This is a genomic window from Aliirhizobium sp. YIM B11859, from assembly GCF_057163345.1.
The window spans coordinates 1-18,765 of the sequence record NZ_JBXHAY010000006.1; the positions used below are offsets into that span (position 1 = coordinate 1).

Annotated in this window: 18 protein-coding genes; 9 read left to right on the forward strand and 9 right to left on the reverse strand. The window is 57.9% G+C overall.

Annotated features, from left to right (window positions below):
* Positions 1-6 precede the first annotated feature (6 nt).
* The 5 genes from AC2GXZ_RS21445 (at position 7) to AC2GXZ_RS21465 (ending at position 4,313) form a co-directional block, all read left to right on the forward strand.
* Positions 7-750, forward strand: coding sequence for an SDR family NAD(P)-dependent oxidoreductase (locus tag AC2GXZ_RS21445; RefSeq protein ID WP_483761613.1), 744 nt, complete (start codon positions 7-9; stop codon positions 748-750).
* Between the two features lie 93 nt (positions 751-843).
* The gene (locus tag AC2GXZ_RS21450; protein ID WP_483761255.1) at positions 844-2,259 is read left to right on the forward strand and encodes an MFS transporter; all 1,416 of its coding nucleotides are present in this window, start codon (positions 844-846) and stop codon (positions 2,257-2,259) included.
* Between the two features lie 45 nt (positions 2,260-2,304).
* Positions 2,305-2,781, forward strand: coding sequence for a nuclear transport factor 2 family protein (locus tag AC2GXZ_RS21455; protein WP_148200697.1), 477 nt, complete (start codon positions 2,305-2,307; stop codon positions 2,779-2,781).
* Between the two features lie 10 nt (positions 2,782-2,791).
* Entirely contained in the window at positions 2,792-3,520 is a 729-nt protein-coding gene (locus tag AC2GXZ_RS21460) for an SDR family oxidoreductase (RefSeq protein WP_483761256.1), read from the forward strand.
* Positions 3,521-3,581: 61 nt separating this feature from the next.
* Positions 3,582-4,313: an SDR family NAD(P)-dependent oxidoreductase gene (locus AC2GXZ_RS21465; protein WP_483761257.1), complete on the forward strand. Its 732-nt coding sequence runs from the start codon at positions 3,582-3,584 to the stop codon at positions 4,311-4,313.
* A 226-nt stretch (positions 4,314-4,539) separates the two neighbouring features.
* Here AC2GXZ_RS21465 and AC2GXZ_RS21470 read toward each other — a convergent pair whose 3' ends face one another.
* On the reverse strand, positions 4,540-5,328 hold the full coding sequence (locus AC2GXZ_RS21470) for an IclR family transcriptional regulator (RefSeq protein ID WP_483761258.1): 789 nt from the start codon (positions 5,326-5,328) through the stop codon (positions 4,540-4,542).
* Between the two features lie 311 nt (positions 5,329-5,639).
* Here AC2GXZ_RS21470 and AC2GXZ_RS21475 point away from each other — a divergent pair, with 311 nt between their 5' ends.
* The gene (locus AC2GXZ_RS21475; RefSeq protein WP_483761614.1) at positions 5,640-7,040 is read left to right on the forward strand and encodes an aldehyde dehydrogenase family protein; all 1,401 of its coding nucleotides are present in this window, start codon (positions 5,640-5,642) and stop codon (positions 7,038-7,040) included.
* A 109-nt stretch (positions 7,041-7,149) separates the two neighbouring features.
* Here the strand turns inward: AC2GXZ_RS21475 and AC2GXZ_RS21480 are convergent, their stop codons facing one another.
* The 8 genes from AC2GXZ_RS21480 to AC2GXZ_RS21515 form a co-directional block, all read right to left on the reverse strand.
* Complete coding sequence (locus AC2GXZ_RS21480) at positions 7,150-8,079, reverse strand: dihydrodipicolinate synthase family protein (RefSeq protein WP_483761259.1); 930 nt, start codon at positions 8,077-8,079, stop codon at positions 7,150-7,152.
* Between the two features lie 52 nt (positions 8,080-8,131).
* Positions 8,132-9,685 carry a class I adenylate-forming enzyme family protein gene (locus AC2GXZ_RS21485; protein WP_483761260.1) on the reverse strand — a complete coding sequence of 518 codons (1,554 nt, stop codon included), beginning with the start codon at positions 9,683-9,685 and terminating at the stop codon, positions 8,132-8,134.
* Positions 9,658-10,869 (reverse strand): extracellular solute-binding protein, encoded by a 1,212-nt coding sequence (locus tag AC2GXZ_RS21490; protein WP_483761261.1) that lies wholly within the window; start codon positions 10,867-10,869, stop codon positions 9,658-9,660. Before AC2GXZ_RS21490 ends, AC2GXZ_RS21485 begins: the two co-directional genes overlap by 28 nt.
* On the reverse strand, positions 10,866-12,041 hold the full coding sequence (locus tag AC2GXZ_RS21495; protein WP_483761262.1) for a CaiB/BaiF CoA transferase family protein: 1,176 nt from the start codon (positions 12,039-12,041) through the stop codon (positions 10,866-10,868). The genes AC2GXZ_RS21490 and AC2GXZ_RS21495 overlap by 4 nt, the downstream gene beginning before the upstream one ends.
* Positions 12,042-12,049: 8 nt before the next feature.
* Positions 12,050-12,502 carry a MaoC family dehydratase gene (locus AC2GXZ_RS21500; protein ID WP_483761263.1) on the reverse strand — a complete coding sequence of 151 codons (453 nt, stop codon included), beginning with the start codon at positions 12,500-12,502 and terminating at the stop codon, positions 12,050-12,052.
* A 12-nt stretch (positions 12,503-12,514) separates the two neighbouring features.
* Complete coding sequence (locus AC2GXZ_RS21505; RefSeq protein WP_483761264.1) at positions 12,515-13,816, reverse strand: MFS transporter; 1,302 nt, start codon at positions 13,814-13,816, stop codon at positions 12,515-12,517.
* A 432-nt stretch (positions 13,817-14,248) separates the two neighbouring features.
* The gene (locus tag AC2GXZ_RS21510) at positions 14,249-14,590 is read right to left on the reverse strand and encodes a hypothetical protein (protein WP_483761265.1); all 342 of its coding nucleotides are present in this window, start codon (positions 14,588-14,590) and stop codon (positions 14,249-14,251) included.
* Between the two features lie 284 nt (positions 14,591-14,874).
* Positions 14,875-15,549 (reverse strand): GntR family transcriptional regulator, encoded by a 675-nt coding sequence (locus AC2GXZ_RS21515; protein WP_483761266.1) that lies wholly within the window; start codon positions 15,547-15,549, stop codon positions 14,875-14,877.
* 204 nt (positions 15,550-15,753) lie between these two features.
* Here AC2GXZ_RS21515 and AC2GXZ_RS21520 point away from each other — a divergent pair, with 204 nt between their 5' ends.
* The 3 genes from AC2GXZ_RS21520 to AC2GXZ_RS21530 are packed head-to-tail and all read left to right on the forward strand — an operon-like array spanning position 15,754 to position 18,763.
* Positions 15,754-16,995 carry an ABC transporter substrate-binding protein gene (locus AC2GXZ_RS21520; RefSeq protein WP_483761267.1) on the forward strand — a complete coding sequence of 414 codons (1,242 nt, stop codon included), beginning with the start codon at positions 15,754-15,756 and terminating at the stop codon, positions 16,993-16,995.
* 5 nt (positions 16,996-17,000) lie between these two features.
* Positions 17,001-17,906: a carbohydrate ABC transporter permease gene (locus AC2GXZ_RS21525; RefSeq protein ID WP_483761268.1), complete on the forward strand. Its 906-nt coding sequence runs from the start codon at positions 17,001-17,003 to the stop codon at positions 17,904-17,906.
* Positions 17,903-18,763 carry a carbohydrate ABC transporter permease gene (locus AC2GXZ_RS21530; protein WP_483761269.1) on the forward strand — a complete coding sequence of 287 codons (861 nt, stop codon included), beginning with the start codon at positions 17,903-17,905 and terminating at the stop codon, positions 18,761-18,763. The genes AC2GXZ_RS21525 and AC2GXZ_RS21530 overlap by 4 nt, the downstream gene beginning before the upstream one ends.
* The last annotated feature ends 2 nt before the right edge of the window (positions 18,764-18,765 follow it).

The following is an 18,765-nucleotide window of genomic DNA, read 5'->3' on the forward strand; positions in this document are numbered from 1 at the left end:
ACATCGATGTCATTCGAAGGAAAAGTCGCGCTCGTCACGGGCGGATCGTCAGGGATCGGTCTGGGCATTGCCAAGGAACTGGCTTCACTCGGCGCCAAGGTCATCATCACGGGTCGCCAGGACGCAAAGCTCGATGCCGCGGTCAAAGAGATCGGCGGCAACACCAAGGGTATCAAGGCAGACGTTTCTAACCTCCAGGAACTCGATACACTGTATGCCGCTATCAAGTCCGAATATTCGAGGCTCGACATTCTCGTTGCCAATGCGGGTTTTGGAATTCTGGCTCACTTGGGCGCCATCACCGAAGAGCAATATGACAGCATTTTCGACACCAACTTGAAGGGTGTCATCTTCACCGTGCAGAAGGCTCTGCCTTTGATGGGTTCCGGTGGGGCCGTCGTGCTGATCGGATCGACAGCTTCCATCCAGCCCGGCACGATGATGAGCGTCTACGGTGCGACCAAGGCAGGCCTCCGGAATCTGGCGAGATCCTGGATCGACGACATCCGTGGTTCCGGCATCCGGATCAACGTCGTCAGCCCAGGCCCGGTCAGAACCCAGTCCCTCTACGACTTCTTCCCCGCGGAAAAACGCGACGAGATTCTCGCGCATCTCGAAACCAAGAGCACTGTTGGCCGTCTTGGACAGCCGAAGGACATCGCCAAAGCCGTCGCCTTCCTTGCCAGCGAAGACGCTGGCTACATCAACGGCGTCGAACTGATCGTCGACGGCGGCGCATCGCAGATCTGACGCGCGTGGGCTGAGCATAGCCCTGCCCAATCCTTCAACACCCAAGACTTCCTGAAAAGGTGGCGCGACATGGCGACCAGCGAAGGAGGACCCATGTCCTCGAATTCCTCACGTCTTCGACGTGCAATAGCGCTGACGACGATCCTGACGGCTCAGCTCATGCTGACGATGGACTTCCTGATTGTGCTGGTCGCGCTGCCCAAGATCCAGACAGAGCTCGGATTTACCCCGGCCGGGCTTTCGTGGGTGCCGAACGCCTTCGCCTTGGCGTTCGGCGGCCTTCTCCTGCTTGGGGGCCGCCTCGGTGACATCTATGGCCAGGTGAAAGCCTTCAAGATTGGCATTGCTGTTTTTGTGGCGGCATCGCTGGTGGGCGGTATCGCTGGAACGCCGTTTCTCCTGATCCTTGCACGTGTTCTCCAGGGTGCCGGTGCAGCTCTTGCCGGACCAAGCGTTCTCGCTCTCATCACGACGATGGCGCGTGATGAAACCGAGCGGAACCGGGGCCTCTCCCTCTTCATTTCGATTTCCTCGGTCGGAGCTTCCGTCGGGCTCATCCTTGGCGGCGCCCTGACCGACCTGCTTTCATGGCGTTGGTCGCTGCTCATCAACGTTCCGATCGGGGCCGCCGTCCTCATTCTCATCGGCCGTCTGGTCAAGGAAACGGACCCGAAGCCAGCGCGGCTCGACATCGCAGGTGCGCTGACGGCGACCCTCGGATCGGTGGCGCTCGTCTATGCCTTTATCAGCGCTGCCGAACACGGGTGGACAGCGGCATCGACAGTCCTGTCCTTCGCCATCTCCGCTGCTCTGCTGGTGTCGTTCTTCCGGATCGAGAAATGGGCTGCGGAACCTCTCCTCGACCTGTCGCTGCTGCATAGTCGGCCACGCGTCGGCGGACTGATCGTGATGGCGATCATCGTCGGAATGCACTTCTCGATGCTGTTTCTGGTCGTGCAGTATCTGCAGCAGGTCCTCAGATTCGCGCCACTGGTAGCGGGCCTCGCCTACCTGCCGCTGACCGCCACCGTATTTTCGGTCTCACCGTCCATGCCACGCTTGATCGTACGGTTCGGGCCGCGTCCTCTCTTGGCGGCAGGCGGAGTGCTCGTTGCCCTGAGCTTCGTCGGCTTCGCACTCCTGGACGGCGACAGCGCCTATTTTCCTTCCGTGTTCGTGCCCCTCGTCATGCACGCCATCGGTGTCGCGCTCGTCTTCACACCCGGCACTGTTGCGATCATGGAAGGCGTCCCCGCTGAACATGCAGGTGCGGCCTCGGGGCTCCTGCAGATGGACCAGCAGGTCGGCGGGGCGCTTGGTCTCGCAATCATCGCTGCCATCTACGCAGGCAGCTCGGTTCCGGGCCAGTTCACGGTCGGACTTGGAACTGCATTTGCGGTTGCCGCAGTGATCTCGCTTCTCGCCACTCTGGTCGCGATCCGGACGGTGCGCCCAAAGGCTCCCTCAATCGGCACTGAGGTTCCAAAACCCCAAGCCGCTCACGTCTAAACCCCGCGCGGAGCCTTCGGGTCCGCCAATCTCAAAGGAACTGTCATGACCAATACCACAGATATCATCGCACGCCTCGACGCTGAAAGCGCCATCACGCGGTTGCTCGCGACCTACACCCACCTTCTGGACGACGGAAAGTTCGATCAGGTTGGCGAACTTCTCCAGCATGCCACCATGGATATCCTCGGTGAAACGGCAAGCACCCGCGACGGTATCGAAAAGTACCTCGCAGCCGGTGTCCAGCGGCATGGGGATGGTACCCCGCGGACGTGGCACCAGGTTTCCAACATCATCATCGACGTCGATGCGTCGGGGGAGAAGGCGAACTCCGTCTGCTACTTCACTGTCCATCAGGAACTCGAAGGCTTCCCGCTGCAGCCGATCTGCACCGGCCGCTACGTTGATACGTTCGAAAAGCACGATGGCGAATGGCGTTTCGTCTACCGCCTTTTGAAGCCGCGCCACTTTGGTGACCTCCATCATCACGTCGGCCAACCGATAGACAAGTCGAAGGCATGATGGATCAGTCATGACCAATCAACCGACAGCGCTGATCACCGGCGCAAACAAAGGGATCGGATTGTCGATCGCCAAGGGACTAGGTGCCCTCGGATATCAGGTGTGGGTCGGATCCCGTGATGCCGCGCGCGGACGCGCAGCCGTTGTCGAACTCGAGGGGGCGGGCGTCGACGCCCGTCACCTTCTGATCGACGTCGTGGATCCCGGCAGTGTCGAAGCAGCAGCTATCTTCCTGAACAGGCAGTTGGGATCCCTCGATGTGCTGGTCAACAATGCCGGGATCGCCTTGGGTTTTTCGAACCCGCCGAGCGAGCAGCCCATGGACGAGTTGAAGGCCGTCTATGAGGTCAACGTCTTCGGCCCGATCCGCGTGACACAGGCGTTTCTACCGCTTCTGAAGAAGGCTGCCGGCGCTCGTGTCGTAATGATGAGCAGCGGCCTTGGGTCGCTTGGTCTCGTCACCGATCCGACGTCAATCTATTCCACGGCGAACCTGCTCGCCTACAACTCGTCGAAGACGGCTTTGAACGCGGTGAGTGTTGCCTTTGCCAAGGAACTCGCGCCGTTCGGCATCAAAGTCAACGCCGTCGAGCCGGGCAGCGTGGCCACCGACCTTAACGGCAACAACGGTGCACTGACACCGGATGAGGGTGCCGCAAGCGCGATCCGACTTGCGACGATCGGGGTCGACGGCCCGACGGGCGGCTTCTTCGGACACGACGGCACGCAGCCCTGGTAGCCGGGCTTCGGCTATCAGACGACCAGGGCAGCCAAACGGCTCCAAAAACTGAGGTTTCAAATTGAGCACTGAGAAGAAACATGCGCTGATAACCGGCGCGAATAAGGGCATTGGCTTTGCGATTGCCAAAGGGTTGGCCGAGCAAGGCATGACGGTCTGGATCGGTGCCCGAGATCGTCAGCGGGGAGAGGCGGCGGTTGCAGAGCTCACGAAGGACGGCCTCGATGCCAGGCTCCTTGCGGTTGATGTAGCCGACGACATCAGCGTTCAGAAGGCGGCTGCACGGCTCTCCGATGAGACCGACGCGCTCCAGGTCCTCGTCAACAATGCCGGGATATTGGTCGATGTCAGCACGCCACCAAGCCAGGTTTCGATGAAGGACATCAAGTCGACCTTCGAGGTGAACCTGTTCGGACCCATCCGGGTGACCCAGGCCTTCGTTCCTCTGCTGAAGGCGGCAAGCGATGCGCGTGTCGTCATGATGGGCAGTGGCGTGGGATCGCTCGCTCTCATCACCGATCCAACCTCGCTCTACTCGAGCGTCAATCTTCTCGATTACACCGCCTCCAAGGTTGCGCTCAGCGCAGTCACGGTTTCCTTCGCAAAGGAGCTTGAGCCGTTCGGCATCAAGGTGAATGTTGTGGAGCCAGGCCATGTCCGCACGGATCTCAACGAGAATACGGGCTTCATCTCGCCGGAAGAGGGTGCCCAGACGGCGATCAAGATGGCACTGGTCGGTAGCGACGGCCCCAACGGCGGCTTTTTTGGAAGCCATGGTCGCCAGCCTTGGTGATCGTGCCTCGGCTAACTGCAAGTTCGAATTTTGAAATGCGGGCGCCAGTTTAGGAGTGGCGCTCGAATAGGATTGGATTTCTTGGGATAAATGAATCCAGTCCTGAGTGCTTCCATTTGCGGGGTCGCTGGTCCTGATCCGTTCAAGAACTAAGATTATACTGCAGGGTTGCCCAATTGATCGCCAAATCGCGGTCAACATCGCGCCATGAGGGCGCGGAAGCGCGTCACGTCACTTTCATGCCGAGAGCGTTCGATATGTTCGCCGCCGCCGCAAGCAACAGGTCTTGGGCGGTATCGATCTGAACATACATGGCCTTCTGGGTAAGAAATAGCATGGTCAATGATGCCTGTACCTGACCGGTGAAGTCGAACACTGGCGCACCGATGTTCGTGACGCCATCGATAGTCGTACTCGCCTCACGAACAAATCCCGCTTCTCGAACCTTGTCGAATCGTTCAGGTATGCCGCGCTGGGCAGCGAAAGTCCTGTTGCTTGGGGACAGCTGTCCGAGCCAACGATTTCGCGAGCTGTCCTCTTCGAAAGACAACAAAACTAGGCCTGAAGTCGTCTCAAGCACAGGGATGAGTGCGCCAAGCCTCGCTCCGATACCGATCGGTAGCGGCGAACTAACTTGTCCTACGATCAGGGCGTTCATGTTGTTTCGGACGGCGAGATGGCAGGATTGGCCAGTTTGATCTGCTAAGGACCGCATGATCGGCAACGCTTCCAAGAGCATACGCTCGACCGGTGGATGGCGATATGCCAGCTCGAAGAACTTGTCGGATAGAATGTACTTACCATCCTCCCGGAGGAGATACCCTCGCTCCTCGAGAGTTACGAGAACGCGGAAGACCTCTGTCACGTTACGTCCGAGTGCCTTGGCAAGCTCTTGTTGTGACAGCCCCGTCGCAGTCTTGCCGAGAAGCTCAAGGACGTCCAGTGCCTTATCTGACGCCGGGGACGTGTACTTTTTTGCAGTCGACTGAACGTCATCACTCATTTTCTTGGGCATCAATGATTGGTCCTATGGATGGCGGGCTCAACCCGTAGGTTGCTAGTCTCCAGCCGTTGTCTCTCATGAACATCCTTTTAGGGCAACATCCTGGAATTTGAGCAACCATCTAGCGTCGGCATGAACAAGGCATCTCTCACGACCTGAGATTTCGATAAGCTATCATAATTTTGCATAAGAAATGGCATTTTATTTGTAAAATATCATCGCAGGCAGTTATTGTCGTTTCTGGCCGGGCCAGTGTGAGCATTGGCTCCCGTGGAAATGGAGGAAGTGAATTGATCTATCAAAATCTGATCGATGGCGAATGGATGGCTGCTTCGGAAGGATCGAAGAACGTCAGTCCTTCGGACACCAACGACATTGTCGGCGTCTACGCTCAGGGAAGCGCCCGGGAGGCCAAGGAGGCCATCGCCGCCGCCAAGGCTGCGTTTCCCGCCTGGTCGCGATCGGGCATACTCGAGCGGCATGCGATACTCAAGAAGACGGCCGACGAGATCCTCGCCCGCAAAGATGAACTCGGCCCGCTTCTCGCAAGGGAGGAAGGGAAAATCCTGCCCGAAGCGACCGGGGAAGTTGTCCGAGCCGCACAGATCTTCGACTTCTTCGCAGGAGAGACCCTGCGTCTTGCGGGCGAAGTCCTGCCATCTGCACGTCCGCACATCGGAGTGGAAGTCACCCGTGAGCCGCTCGGCGTCATCGGCATCATCACGCCATGGAACTTCCCAATCGCAATCCCAGCTTGGAAGATCGCTCCAGCACTCGCCTATGGAAACACGGTCGTCCTCAAGCCCGCTGATCTGGTGCCGGGTTGCGCTTGGGCAATCGTCGATATCCTGCATCGGGCCGGCCTGCCGAAAGGAGTGCTGAACTTTGTCATGGGCAAGGGGTCGATTGTCGGTCAAGCCATGCTTGAAAGCCCGGACCTGGCAGGGGTCACATTCACCGGTTCCACCGCGACCGGCAAGCGCGTGGCGCTCGCCTCGATCGAGCATAATCGCAAGTTTCAGTTGGAGATGGGTGGTAAGAACCCAATGGTGGTACTGGACGATGCCGACCTCGGCGTTGCAGTAGAGGCCGCCGCAAATTCAGGATTCTTCTCGACAGGACAGCGCTGCACGGCGTCTTCACGTCTGATCGTGACCGAAGGTATTCATGACAGGTTCGTTGCGGCTCTCACGGAAAAGCTCAGATCGCTGACAGTCGACAACGCCATGAAGGCAGGCACGCATATCGGCCCGGTTGTCGACGAAAAGCAGCTCAAGCAGGACACCGACTATATCGAGATTGGTAAAAATGAAGGTGCCAAGCTCGCCTTTGGCGGTGAGGTCGTCTCGCGCGACACACCCGGTTTCTACCTGCAGCCGACGCTGTTCACCGAAGCGACCAATGAGATGCGGATTTCGCGGGAAGAAATCTTCGGGCCCGTAGCATCCGTAATTCGTGTGAAAGGCTACGAAGAGGCGTTGGCCGTTGCCAATGACACGCCTTTCGGTCTGTCGGCGGGCATTGCAACGACCAGCCTAAAACACGCAACGCATTTCAAGCGCAATTCCGAAGCAGGAATGGTCATGGTCAATCTTCCAACGGCGGGTGTTGATTTCCATGTCCCGTTCGGCGGCCGCAAGGCATCCTCCTTCGGTTCACGCGAGCAGGGCAAGTACGCCGCGGAGTTCTTTACCGTGGTGAAGACTGCCTACACATTGGCCTAGCTGAAGCTCGGCGTCGATCAAAGTGAAGGGGAGCGCCATATGCCGCTCCCCTTCTTCATATCTAAGAATTGGGCATGGCCGGATGAGGTGATCCATCCGCAGTCTAGCTCTATTTCCCCCAGCGCAGGACGAGCGGGTCCAGACGTCGGGCAAGTTCGACGAGGCCTTTCCTCGTCTGTTCATGAGCTGGCGCAAGCGGTGCTCGGACGTGGTCAGACCTGATAACGCCGCCTTCTTTCATCAGGATCTTCGCCGTGGCGATGCTAGACTGGCGGTTCTCAAAATTGATGAGCGGAAGCCACATTCCATACAGGTCCAATGCGTGCTCCCGGTCGCCCGCGAAGTAGGCGTTGAGGATCTTCTTGATACCATCGGGGAAACCTCCACCCGTCATAGCTCCGGTTGCACCAGCGTCGAGGTCTGCCATGAGCGTAATCGCTTCCTCGCCGTCCCACGGTCCGAGGATGACATCACCACCGAGCGCGATCAGGTCGCGCAGTTTGGAGGCGGCCTGCTGAACCTCGATCTTGAAGTAGGAGATATTGGCGATCTCTTTCGCCATCTTTGCAAGAAACGGGGCCGTCAGCGTCGTACCCGAAGCAGGCGCATCCTGGATCATGATCGGGATCGAAATTGCATCGGAGACGTCCTGGAAGAATTTGAAGATGCCGGGCTCTCCGACCCTGAACGTAGCGCCATGATAGGGGGGCATGATCATGACCATAGCCGCGCCCGCATCCTGGGCACGCTTGCTCCGCTCGGCACAGATTTTGTTGGAGAAATGGGTGGTCGTGACAATAACAGGCACTCGCCCGGCAACCTGCTCAAGAGCAACCTGCATGATGGTCTCGCGCTCGCCATCAGTCAGGGAAAACTGCTCCGAGAAATTTGCGAGAATGCACAGACCGTCCGAACCCGCATCGATCATGAAGTCGATACAGCGACGTTGGCCTTCAAGGTCGAGCGCTCCTTCTGCCGTGAAAATGGTCGGAACGACGGGGAAAACGCCCTTGTAGGCGACAGATGGACTGTTTGTCACAATGATACCCAGTTCTGTTTGATGCTTGTTCGAGGTCGATAGGAGCGAGTGATCAGGCTTCCTGATCGAGGAGCTGGCGAATGGCTGACTTGTTGATCTTGCCCGTGCTGGTTCTTGGGAGGCTCTCCACGAAAACGACGCGCGAGGGCTTCTTGTAGCTAGCGAGGTGTTGGCAGCAGTGTTCGACGATACGATCTGCGCTGACGGGAGTGCCAACCTTGCAGGCGACCATCGCGACAGCTTTCTCTCCCCACCGAGGATCTGGCTGCCCCACAACCGCGACCTCAGCGATTTCAGGCAGTCTCGAGATCACACGCTCGATCTCGGCAGGATAGATATTGAATCCGCCTGAGATCAGAACGTCGCGCTTTCGCCCGACGATTTCCAGATACCCCTCGGGGTCGAGGCTGCCCAAATCCCCTGAAGAATACCAACCGTCTTCGCTGAGGACCTCCTTGGTTTCCGCAGGGCGATTCCAATAGCCGCCCATGACGTTTCGGCCGCGCACCTCAATTTCGCCGACTTCACCGGAAAGGTCCACGAGGCGAACCTCGACGTTCGGGAAAACTCTGCCCGCCGAACGCAATCGTGTGTCGGACGAAGGGAGGGATTTCTGATCTTGCATGGCCAGGCTGGTCACCGGGATCAAAGCCTCGCTCATCCCGTAGATCTGCAGAAGCACATTGCCGAACATCTGGCGGGCCGCAACGATCGTTTCCTGGCTTATCGTTGATCCACCATAAGGCATGCTCCGGAGAGTTCTGATTGAACCTGAGAGGTTATGTTCGACCAAATCGCCGATCATCGTTGGGACCAAAGGGATACACGTCGCCGCTACCCGATCAGCCTCTTCAACAAGCGTTGACGGATCAAACCTGGAGATCATCGCAATCGCACCGCCGAACGCCGCGAAGGCCGATGCGACCGATCCGCTGAAGTGGCTCATCGGAGCCGCGTGCAAAAGGACATCGCCTTCGCCGATGGTGGGAAGCAAGGCGTGGGTGTTGGTTGCCATCGCGAACCAAGAGCCATGGCTGTTCATCGCGCCTTTTGGGCGACCAGTTGTACCGGACGTGTACATGAGAGATGCGAGGTCTTCGGCAGTGATCGACGGGACTGGAGGTGAGGGGAGCCCGCAGTCAATGAGCGTGCCCAGTGCGACGAACAGACCTGACGCATCATCCGGCACGACAATGGGAATGCGGCTCTGCAAAGCATCAGCTATTCTTGCCTCACAGATAATCAAAGAGGCATCGCAGTCCTCTATGACATAGTCGATTTCCTCGGGGTGCAGGCGTGGGCTGAGTGCAACCCGTACCCAGCCCCAGAGCGCGAGCGCTCTCTCGACCACCACCATCTCCCAGCGATTGTCCAGGGCCAGAACGACACGCGCGCCATACGCAATGTCGTTCTTGTGCATCCAGGCGGCCACTTTGCGTGCCCGGACAAGGACATCATCATAGGTGTACCAACCGCTTGGGGTAAGGACGGCGCGACTGTCAGAAAAGGCCTGGTGAGCAGACTCGAGAAGTTCGGCCCAGGTCTCCTGTTTGATTGATGTCGCGCCGATCGAGGGCGTCATTTCACCCGTGTTTGCGGTTGGCAAAGTTGCCTCCAAAGGTCGTTGAACTTGTCGACGATGAGGCGGTCTGGTGCGTCCTCCCGAACCAGTTTGTGAAGAAGCTCGCCGCCTTCGCGTTGGAACGCAGGATAGCCGGGCACTCGCGGCCTTACAAATGACTTGTCGAGAGATTCCAGTGTGGAATCAAAGAAGTTCGGGCAGAATAAGTTGACCTTGTCATCGGTCCATGCCCGGCGGTGCGCGGGCTGTCCGCCCGACTTGGCATAGATGCCTGATTGGATCCGCTGCGACGACAAGACTTCCAGCACGACGCGGATAGCGTCGATTTCCGTGCTCCGGCGAGATACCGCGAGTCCGACACCTCCAAGCATCCCGGCACCCACCGAGCCGTCGCAGCTAGGCACAGCCGTGAAACTGAGACGCTTTGCGTATTCACCGGGGCGAGCGTAATTCGAATATCCGAAGGCGACGGGCGTGTAGGTGATATCATCATGCGTCGTCATATGATCGAAGATGTTGATCGGGTCTGCATCCCACGACAGAACGACGGCATTCCGCATCAATTCCTTCAGGCACGCAAGCGCCTTGAGGGCCGTTTCTGCTTCGATGCCTTCGTCGTTCCACCATGTCGGTCGCAGGTCCGGCAACGTTGCCGACGTCTGGGCGAAGGCATGGCACATCGTAGCAAAGGCAAGCAGCATATGTGTCGGGTTCGCCGCCATGCCGACCTTGCCAGAGCGCGCCAGCTTGAGCACGTTGTCCCAATCCCTCGGAACGTCGCTCTCAGCGAGAAGGTCTGGTCTGTATGCTGCAACCTGAGCCGCTGCATCGACGGGGGCAGCCCACAGCTTGCCAGCCCACTCGTAGCTTATGGTGCTCGGTCCAACCGCGCTGTCGCGGTAATCCTGATACGTGTCTTTGCCGACGATATCGCAGACCGGTTGGAGCGCCTTCTGCTCGAAGGCGTCACCCATGAATGGATGATCGATCGACATCAGATCGTAGCTTGCAGCGAGCATTTCGATTGAGGCTTCCTCGAAACCCTGAAGCGGCCTTGCGTCCCACTCGATATCGATGCCGCGTTCGGCGAGCAGAGGGATGCAGGCGCGCAGGGGATCGATCCCTCGGGGATGGCTCCACGCCATTCCCCGGAGTTTTACATTTGTCATGATTTCAATCTCAACTTTCTTCGATGCGTTTCGGCTCAAGGCTGGCTTTTCGCCTCGTGCCCGACGGCTGTGCGGACGATCTCGTCATGCTGACCGACGGTCGGGACAGGCAGACGATCCACCTTGTCGATGCCACTCATGTTGAAGGGCAGGCCGATCGCGCGGAATTTCTCGCCGCCCGGACCGGAAATGGTTTCGACATATCCGTTTTCCTGAACCTGCTCGCTCTCCACGATTTCAGACACCGATTGGACGGGAGCGACCCACATGGCCTGCTCGGTGAGATCGGCTCGCCACTCCTCGGTCGAGCGCGTCAGCATTTTCTCGACCAGGATGGCGTTGACCTCGTCACGCTTCAGGAACCATTCGTCGTCCGTGCAGTCCACGAGGTCGTCGCTCAGGTCGAAGATCTCCTTCAGTCGGAGCCGCGGCGTCATCGACATGGCAAGAAACCCGTCGGATGTTCTGTAGACGCCGTAGGGCGCGTCCGTCCACGGGGCGGCAATGCCGGACTCGCTTCGCTCCCATTTGAGATCGGTGTTCATGGCGACCAATGCTTCCTGGCACTGGATCATCAAGGATGCGCCGAGAAGGCTGGCCGAGACATTCCTCGATGTGCCGTTTTCACGCGCATCGAGTACGGCCGACACGATCGAGAACGCGAGAAGGAATGCGGTGGATCCATCGAGTACGGGAGCGCCAGTCGGTACCGGCGGGCCGTTCCCAGGGCCGCTATTTGCGGCAAGACCACTCATTGATTGGAGTAGCATGTCCTGGCCGGGCCGCTTGACGAGCGGGCCCTTGGGGCCGAATCCCGAGCCCGATGCGTAGACGATACTAGGATTGATCTCACGCAGTGCCTCGTAGCCAAAGCCCAGGCGCTCCATGACGCCCGGACGGAAGTTCTCGACGACAACATCGCATTTTTTCACCAGGTCGAAAAGGAAAGCCCGGTCCTCTTCCTTGTTCAAATCCGCCGTCACCGCGAGCTTGTTGCGGTTGAAAGCGAGGAAGTAAGGCGATTCCCCAAGCAGCTTGCGGCCGCGCGGCATGTAGCTGCGCTCCCATTCGCCAACCACTGGTCGCTCGACTTTGATGACAGCGGCACCAAGATCGCCGAGTAACTGTGTGGCGACAGGGCCCATCATCATCTGTGTGAAATCGAGCACGGTGACGTCACGGAGTGGCCCAGTACCGCGAAATTCACTCAAGAACGGGTTCATGTTGAAGCCTTTCTATCGACGGCGAGAATGTGGAGGCAACTGAATACGGTGGCTCCGTCCTGGTTCTGACCGGTGTATTTCTTCGTTACGAGACCGATTTCCGGTTTGCGGTGGGGTGCGACTTCGATGACCTCACTCCACGCGACGATCGTGTCTCCCGCCCTGACCGGGGCGGGAAATCGGACCTTCTCGTATCCGTAGGAAATGGCCTTCATGTTGTATTCGACGCACAGGCCAGTCACGATCGAGAAGGTGAGCATGCCGTGGACGAGCCTTCCGCCGTATCGGGGAGCTGCGAAGCTTTCATCGATATGGGCTGGATGGAAATCTAGGGTGAGACCCGCGAACATCGTCGTGTCGGCCTGATCCACCGTCCGGCGGCGCTCGATATCGCGCTCGCCGATGGTGTAGTCTTCGAAGTACCGTTCAATAGTCTGCCAACCAGGCATGGTGTCCTCCAATCAGGCGATCGCCTTTGCGGGGGTGATGCGGCCCCAGATGAGTAGGGCGATGATGCCGACAACGCAGATCGCTGCGGAGACACCGAAGGTCAGCGCCCAGGATCCCGTGTGATCGACGATGTATCCTACGAGCCAAGGTGCAAAGATACCGGACGTGTTGGCGATGAAGTGCACGAATCCGACAACTCCACCAAGGCGCGAGCCTGGCATGGTGTCGCTGATCAGCAGGAAATACTGGCTCCCGGTGAGATAGAGCAGGAACACGACTGCAGACATCAGCGCGACAGCCATGGCGAGCGAGGTGACGACCCCGATGCCGCAGAGAAGGATCGCCGTTCCGGTCAAGCCGACCACGATCATCCATTTGCGAGCGGCCGCGGGATTGCCAGTTCGAACTGCGATGCGGTCGGTGATGACACCACCCGCCATGTATCCGATGACACCGAGAACCCACGGAATGGTTCCTACCCAGGCCACGCTCTTGATGTCCAGGCCACGTGCGTCGACCAGATAGACGGGAAACCATGAAAGGAATGTGTAGAGAACCCAGGCGTAGCCGAAGAACGCAGTCGCAGTGGCTAATACGAGAGGCTGCTTGAGATAGAAGCTTAATGGCTGCTTTGCTTCACCGGAAGGTTCGACGTCTGCGAGCTTATCGTTGGCGAGTTCTTCCGCCTCGCTCGGATCGGCCCAAGGGTGGACGTCTGGCGAGTCCCGAACGATAACCCACCAGCCAACAGCCATGACAACGCCGAGGACGCCGAGGACGATGAACGGTATCCGCCAGTCACCGGTGATCGCGAGAAGCCAGGCGACCAAGGGCGTGCCGATAACACCGCCGAGAGGCGTGCACCCCTGGCTGATGCCGACCGCGGTGCCCATCTGACTTTTCGGGAACCAGTTCTTCATGGTCTTGACTGTGACCGAGCCCTGGGGGCCTTCGCCAAAGCCGAAGAAGAAGCGAATGATCAGGAAGCTGATATAACCCGCGCCTGCTGCGGTCAGAGCCGTGAAGATGCTCCACCAGGCGATCGCACCGCCCATGACGGCGCGGGGGCCGTACTTGTCGGCCAGCCAGCCGCCAATGAAGCAGAACGGGGCATAGCCGAAGAAGAATAGGCTAGTGATCAGGCCGAATTCGGTTTTCGTCAGGCCGAACTCTTTGATGATCTCCGAACCTGCCACGCCGAATGCGGCGCGGTCTGCGTAATTCAAAACCAGTACGAGGGACGTAATCCCGAGAATGAGCCAGCGAACGCGAAATGCGCGCACTGACGTCGATGACGTTTGTGTCTGTGACATGTTTCCTCCGATCGCCGATGCTCCTGACATCGATCCTCCGGCTAAACTTTTATATAGGAAATTGATTTTTGCAAATGGAATTTAATAAGCTAGGTCGAGCGCGTTTCTGGTGTCGGACGATGCGCGACGCGATATCCGGCGAAATGTGAGCAACATCAGGGATTTCGGATACTCGAGAGCTATATTAGGTTCGCGCCGATGGTCCGGCAACGGTTAGGTAATGCTGCGGGATTGACGCTAAAAACGCACCGCGATTGGAAACAGAAACGCCAGAACGTCGGGCTCGAACCTAAAATTTTCCGCATCCAGGTGTTTGAGAGACCATTCCAATCCAATTGCCATGGTCTTCTTCAGACCGTGACAGGACTGGGGTCACGCCCCGTCTGACCTACTGCGAGAGCAGCGTGCCGCCCAGTCTTAATGGACGGCCCTTCAGGCCCGACGCAGTTTAGAACCACGACGCCGTCGCCCGCGATAGGGGGCAAACGGCGTTCGATGTGAAGCTGCGGAAAGGGCATCTCGTTGGTGATTGACTTGAGCCTCTATGCTGGCCTCATCGGAGGCGGACAGCGCAACAATTTTGGCATTAAAAACTGCCAGATCCCGCAAGAGGTGATCGAAAAACGCCGGAAGCTCAAGGAGTTTACTGAACGCCATGGCGTCGATCTCCGAACTGCCGTCATCCAGTTTTCCGCGGCGCCAGATGTTGCGGTGGCGGTTGTCGTTGGCGCCGGTCGGGGCCGACAGATCTGGGAGGACGGGAACTCGTTGCAAGACTAAGTTTCCGAACGAATGTTGGCAGGCACTGAAGTCATGCGGGCTCGTCCACAATGACGCTGTTACAGCGGTGGTATAATCTGGCCGGATCGGCTGTGATACGGCCGATCCTTTTCGCGATTAGTGGGCTAGTTTAAATTTCGGTTGATATAACTACTAAATAATTGTTGCGCCTTGAAAAAGCTCCCGCATTGCTTGGTGGGAATGACGGGTCAAAGGTTTCGATCCCTCCAAGAGCTCGATACTCTTTTGATCGCAAGCCGTTCGCCTCAAAGACCAAGTCAATCCTGATTGTCTCGCTGAAGAACTTCCAGCAGCATTTGTTCGGATTCGTCCAGATAGGCTTCCATCGCCAGGAATGCTTTATGGCGTCGGCCCTGTAGCAAGTAATCACAAATCTCGATATCCCGATTAAGCCAGGGCGTCTGATAGTTTCCCTCGTCCGCGAAAGCGGCAAATGCCAACCTCATCTGAGCACATAATACCTCGAACATCGCATTCATCTTGCGACTACCCAAAAGCCCGACGATCGCCTGGTGAAACTCCATGCCCGCGGTCCCGGCTTTCGCCCAGTCTTCTTCGGCGACAAAGCGCTGGGCTTTCTCAACTGCGGCTTTAATCCGTGCGAGATCTCCTTCCGACGCATAGGATGATTGATCAATAGCGCGCAGTTCAAAGGCACGCCGCGCCGTGAAAATGTCTCGGACCTCACCGGCCCCAATTCGTCGGACGACCGTACCTTTGTAGAGCTGCTGTTCGGTCAGGCCCTCAAGTGTCAATTGCAGAAACGCTTCCCGCAACGTGTTGCGCGATACCCCAAGCTCCTGAATGAGGACGACCTCTCGCAAAGGCGTGCCTGGCTTGAGCAGCCCCGAGAGGATTATTTGCCTAAGACCCGCAGCAGCCGTCGCAGCTGCCGCGATACCCTTATTTGGTGGGGAGGATTCAATTTCCATCAGACAGGTTCTCGCCAAAGGGAATGTTCAACAAAAAAATTCTATAAAATGAACAAAACTTAGATACTGCGCGACTTTGGAATTTTATCCTTCTCGCATAAGCTGTTTTTCGTTGAACAATCTTGATTGACATTTTCCGGATCCGTCGCTTAGCTTCAGGTGACCGAACCGGAGAGTTTGGCGCTGAACCAAGGGGTTTTTGGAATGCATATCAAAATTCGTCAGATCTCAAAGCTGCTTGCGTCGGTTTCGCTCGCAGCAACATTGTGCGCACCCGCGCATGCTGCAGAAGTTCTTCATTGGTTGACCAGTGGCGGTGAGGCCAAGGCCATCAGCGTCTTTTCCGACGAGTACAAGGCCCGCGGCGGCACATGGAGCGACAATCCGATCACCGGTGCCGATGCCGCACGGCAACTGACGGTCAGCAAGATTGCCGGCGGCAAGCCGCCGGAGGCCGTGCAATGGACGATCGGTGCCGCCGTACGCGAGTTCGCATCGCAGGACTTGCTGGCCGACCTCAACGCCGTGGCGGACAAAAACGACTGGCGAAAAAACCTGCCCCCTCTGATCCTGGATAATGTCAGCTACGATGGAAAGATCGTCGCGGTTCCGGTTGATCTGCATGGCGGCAACTGGATGTTCTACAGCCTGAAGATTTTCAGGGAGCTTGGTCTTGAGCCGCCGAAGTCCTGGGGCGAATTCCTGGCTATGGCCGACAAGATCAAGGCCGCGGGTTACACGCCGATTGCGGTCGGCTCTCAGCCTTGGCAGCAGAACTGGCTGTTCTTGTCCGTTCTGATCGGCGAGGGCGGCAAGGAACTGCAGAAGAAGATCCTTGGCGATCTCGACGCAAAGGCGGCCGGATCTGCCGGTGTGGTGAAGAGCTTCGAAACCTTCCGCAAGCTCAGGTCCTATATCGACGCCGATAGCCCGAACCGCAAATGGAACGACACGCTTCAATTGGTCGCCAACAATAAAGCCGCTCTTCAGGTGATCGGCGATTGGGGCAAGGGTGAATTCGCCGCTGCGGGCAAGGTTGCGGGTAAGGATTACGGCTGCGCACTTGCGCCGGGCAATGACGCCTATGTCATGGTCGTTGATGTCTTCATGTTCCCGAAGGGCACGGACGCAAAGCACACGGAAGAGCAGCAGAAACTGGCGCAGTTGATGATGGACCCCGCCGTCCAGACCAAATTCAACAGCTTCAAGGGCGCCATCCCGCCCCGGCTCGATGCCGATATCAGCTCCCTGGACAGTTGCGCAAAGCTTGGCCAAGCGACGCTTGAAAAGGGCGATGCCTATCAGCTGCCGGATTGGGAACTTAAGCTTCCGCCGGATACGGTCGGTCAGGTGACAGACCTGATCAATCAGTTCTGGAACGATCCGAGCGTGACGCCGGATGCCGCTGCCCAGAAGTTTTCGGCTATCATCGCATCAGCTAAGTAGTTGTGATGCCTGAAGTTTCATCAGATGAAAGGCCGGCAGCGAAATCTGCCGGCTCACCGGCGGCGATTGGTATCGTCGCCGTAATGCTTGCCGTGGTGGGCCTATGCTTCTATGGAACGATGGCCTGGACGGTTTTCATTTCGTTTACGCAGTCGAAAATGCTGCCGAACTATCGGCTGGCCGGTCTTGCACAATATAGCCGACTTTTTTCCGACGACAGATGGAATACCGCCTTCGGCAATATGTTCATCTTCGGTGGACTGATGATCGCTGCCGCTCTTGCGCTCGGCGTTCTTCTTGCAATTTTGATGGATCGCAATATCCGCGCCGAGTCGGCATTCAGAACCGTCTTTTTATACCCCATGTCGATGTCGTTCATCGTGACGGGTCTTGCCTGGCAATGGGTGCTGACGCCCGGCATAGGTGTTCAGGCCTTTGTCCGCCAGCTCGGCTGGTCGACGTTCGAGTTCGACTGGCTGTCCAATCCCGATCTCGCGATCTACGCTCTGGTCTTCGCCGGTGTCTGGCATCAAGCCGGTCTCGTGATGGTGATCATTCTGGCAGGCCTGCGCGGGGTCGATCGCGAGATCTGGCGTGCCGCGGCCCTCGATGGCATTCCCGTCTATAGAACCTATGTCAGTATCGTCCTGCCGATGCTGGCGCCGCTGGTCATGGTCTGCGTCGTGCTGCTGCTCGAAGTGGTGATCAAGAGCTATGACCTTGTGGTGGCGCTGACGGGCGGCGGTCCCGGCTTCGCATCCGATCTCCCGGCACGGTTCGTCGTCGATTCGACGTTTCAGCGCGGCAATCTCGCTCTCGCCTCGGCCGGCGCGGTCGTCATGCTGATCGCCGTGGTCGCGACACTTGTCCCCTATCTCTACACACAGTTCGGCAGGGAGACGGCCAAATGATCCATGCGCGCCATGTTGCCGGCAGGGTGTCCTTATACGCGGCACTTCTGGTCTCGGCCCTGATCTTCTCCATTCCGTTCCTGATCATCTTCATGACGTCGCTCAAGCCGATGGAGGAGATCAGGGCCGGCTCGATATTCATGCTGCCGGTTACCCCCTCTTTCGATGCCTGGTGGAAGGCATGGACATCGGCCTGCTCCGGCACGGTTTGCGCCGGCATGCAGGTTGGTTTTCTGAATTCGGTCAAGATAGCCGTACCGAGCGCGATCGCCGCCGTGGGGATAGGAGCCATCACCGGCTTCGCGCTGGCCCATGGCAGGGTCAGGGGGTCCAAGGCCATCCTCGTCCTTATCATGATGGGCGCCTTTATTCCGTATCAGGTCATTCTTTATCCGTTGGTCAAGATCGCCAGCACCTTCCGGCTGTTCGAAACGCTGGCCGGTATCATTCTCGTGCATACCGTTTTTGGCATTCCGATCTGTACTTTGCTGTTTCGCAACTTTTATGCCGGGCTACCGCATGAGATCGTCAAGGCGGCGCGGATGGATGGCGCTGGGTTCTGGCGTATCTTTGTCGAGATCATGCTGCCAATGTCGAGCAACATGGTGGTCGTGGCTCTCATTTTGCAGTTCACCGGGATCTGGAACGATTATCTGGTGGGGCTAATCTTCGCCGGATCGGGCAATCTGCCTATGACTGTCCAACTCAACAACATCATCAGCACGGGAACCGGCGTGGCGGAATACAATGTCAGCATGGCCGCGACGATCATCACGGCGCTGCCGCCGCTGATCGTCTATTTCGTCTCCGGTCGATATTTCGTGCGGGGCATCACCGCCGGTGCGGTGAAGGGATAGAC

What these genes read in the sequence shown, in the direction of transcription:
- AC2GXZ_RS21445 (WP_483761613.1), top strand. Translation starts at nt 7, where the DNA reads ATGTCATTCGAAGGAAAAGTCGCGCTCGTCACGGGCGGATCGTCAGGG.
- AC2GXZ_RS21450 (WP_483761255.1), top strand. Translation starts at nt 844, where the DNA reads ATGTCCTCGAATTCCTCACGTCTTCGACGTGCAATAGCGCTGACGACG.
- AC2GXZ_RS21455 (WP_148200697.1), top strand. Translation starts at nt 2,305, where the DNA reads ATGACCAATACCACAGATATCATCGCACGCCTCGACGCTGAAAGCGCC.
- AC2GXZ_RS21460 (WP_483761256.1), top strand. Translation starts at nt 2,792, where the DNA reads ATGACCAATCAACCGACAGCGCTGATCACCGGCGCAAACAAAGGGATC.
- AC2GXZ_RS21470 (WP_483761258.1), bottom strand. Translation starts at nt 5,328, where the DNA reads ATGCCCAAGAAAATGAGTGATGACGTTCAGTCGACTGCAAAAAAGTAC.
- AC2GXZ_RS21475 (WP_483761614.1), top strand. Translation starts at nt 5,640, where the DNA reads ATGGCTGCTTCGGAAGGATCGAAGAACGTCAGTCCTTCGGACACCAAC.
- AC2GXZ_RS21500 (WP_483761263.1), bottom strand. Translation starts at nt 12,502, where the DNA reads ATGCCTGGTTGGCAGACTATTGAACGGTACTTCGAAGACTACACCATC.
- AC2GXZ_RS21505 (WP_483761264.1), bottom strand. Translation starts at nt 13,816, where the DNA reads ATGTCACAGACACAAACGTCATCGACGTCAGTGCGCGCATTTCGCGTT.
- AC2GXZ_RS21515 (WP_483761266.1), bottom strand. Translation starts at nt 15,549, where the DNA reads ATGGAAATTGAATCCTCCCCACCAAATAAGGGTATCGCGGCAGCTGCG.
- AC2GXZ_RS21520 (WP_483761267.1), top strand. Translation starts at nt 15,754, where the DNA reads ATGCATATCAAAATTCGTCAGATCTCAAAGCTGCTTGCGTCGGTTTCG.
- AC2GXZ_RS21525 (WP_483761268.1), top strand. Translation starts at nt 17,001, where the DNA reads ATGCCTGAAGTTTCATCAGATGAAAGGCCGGCAGCGAAATCTGCCGGC.
- AC2GXZ_RS21530 (WP_483761269.1), top strand. Translation starts at nt 17,903, where the DNA reads ATGATCCATGCGCGCCATGTTGCCGGCAGGGTGTCCTTATACGCGGCA.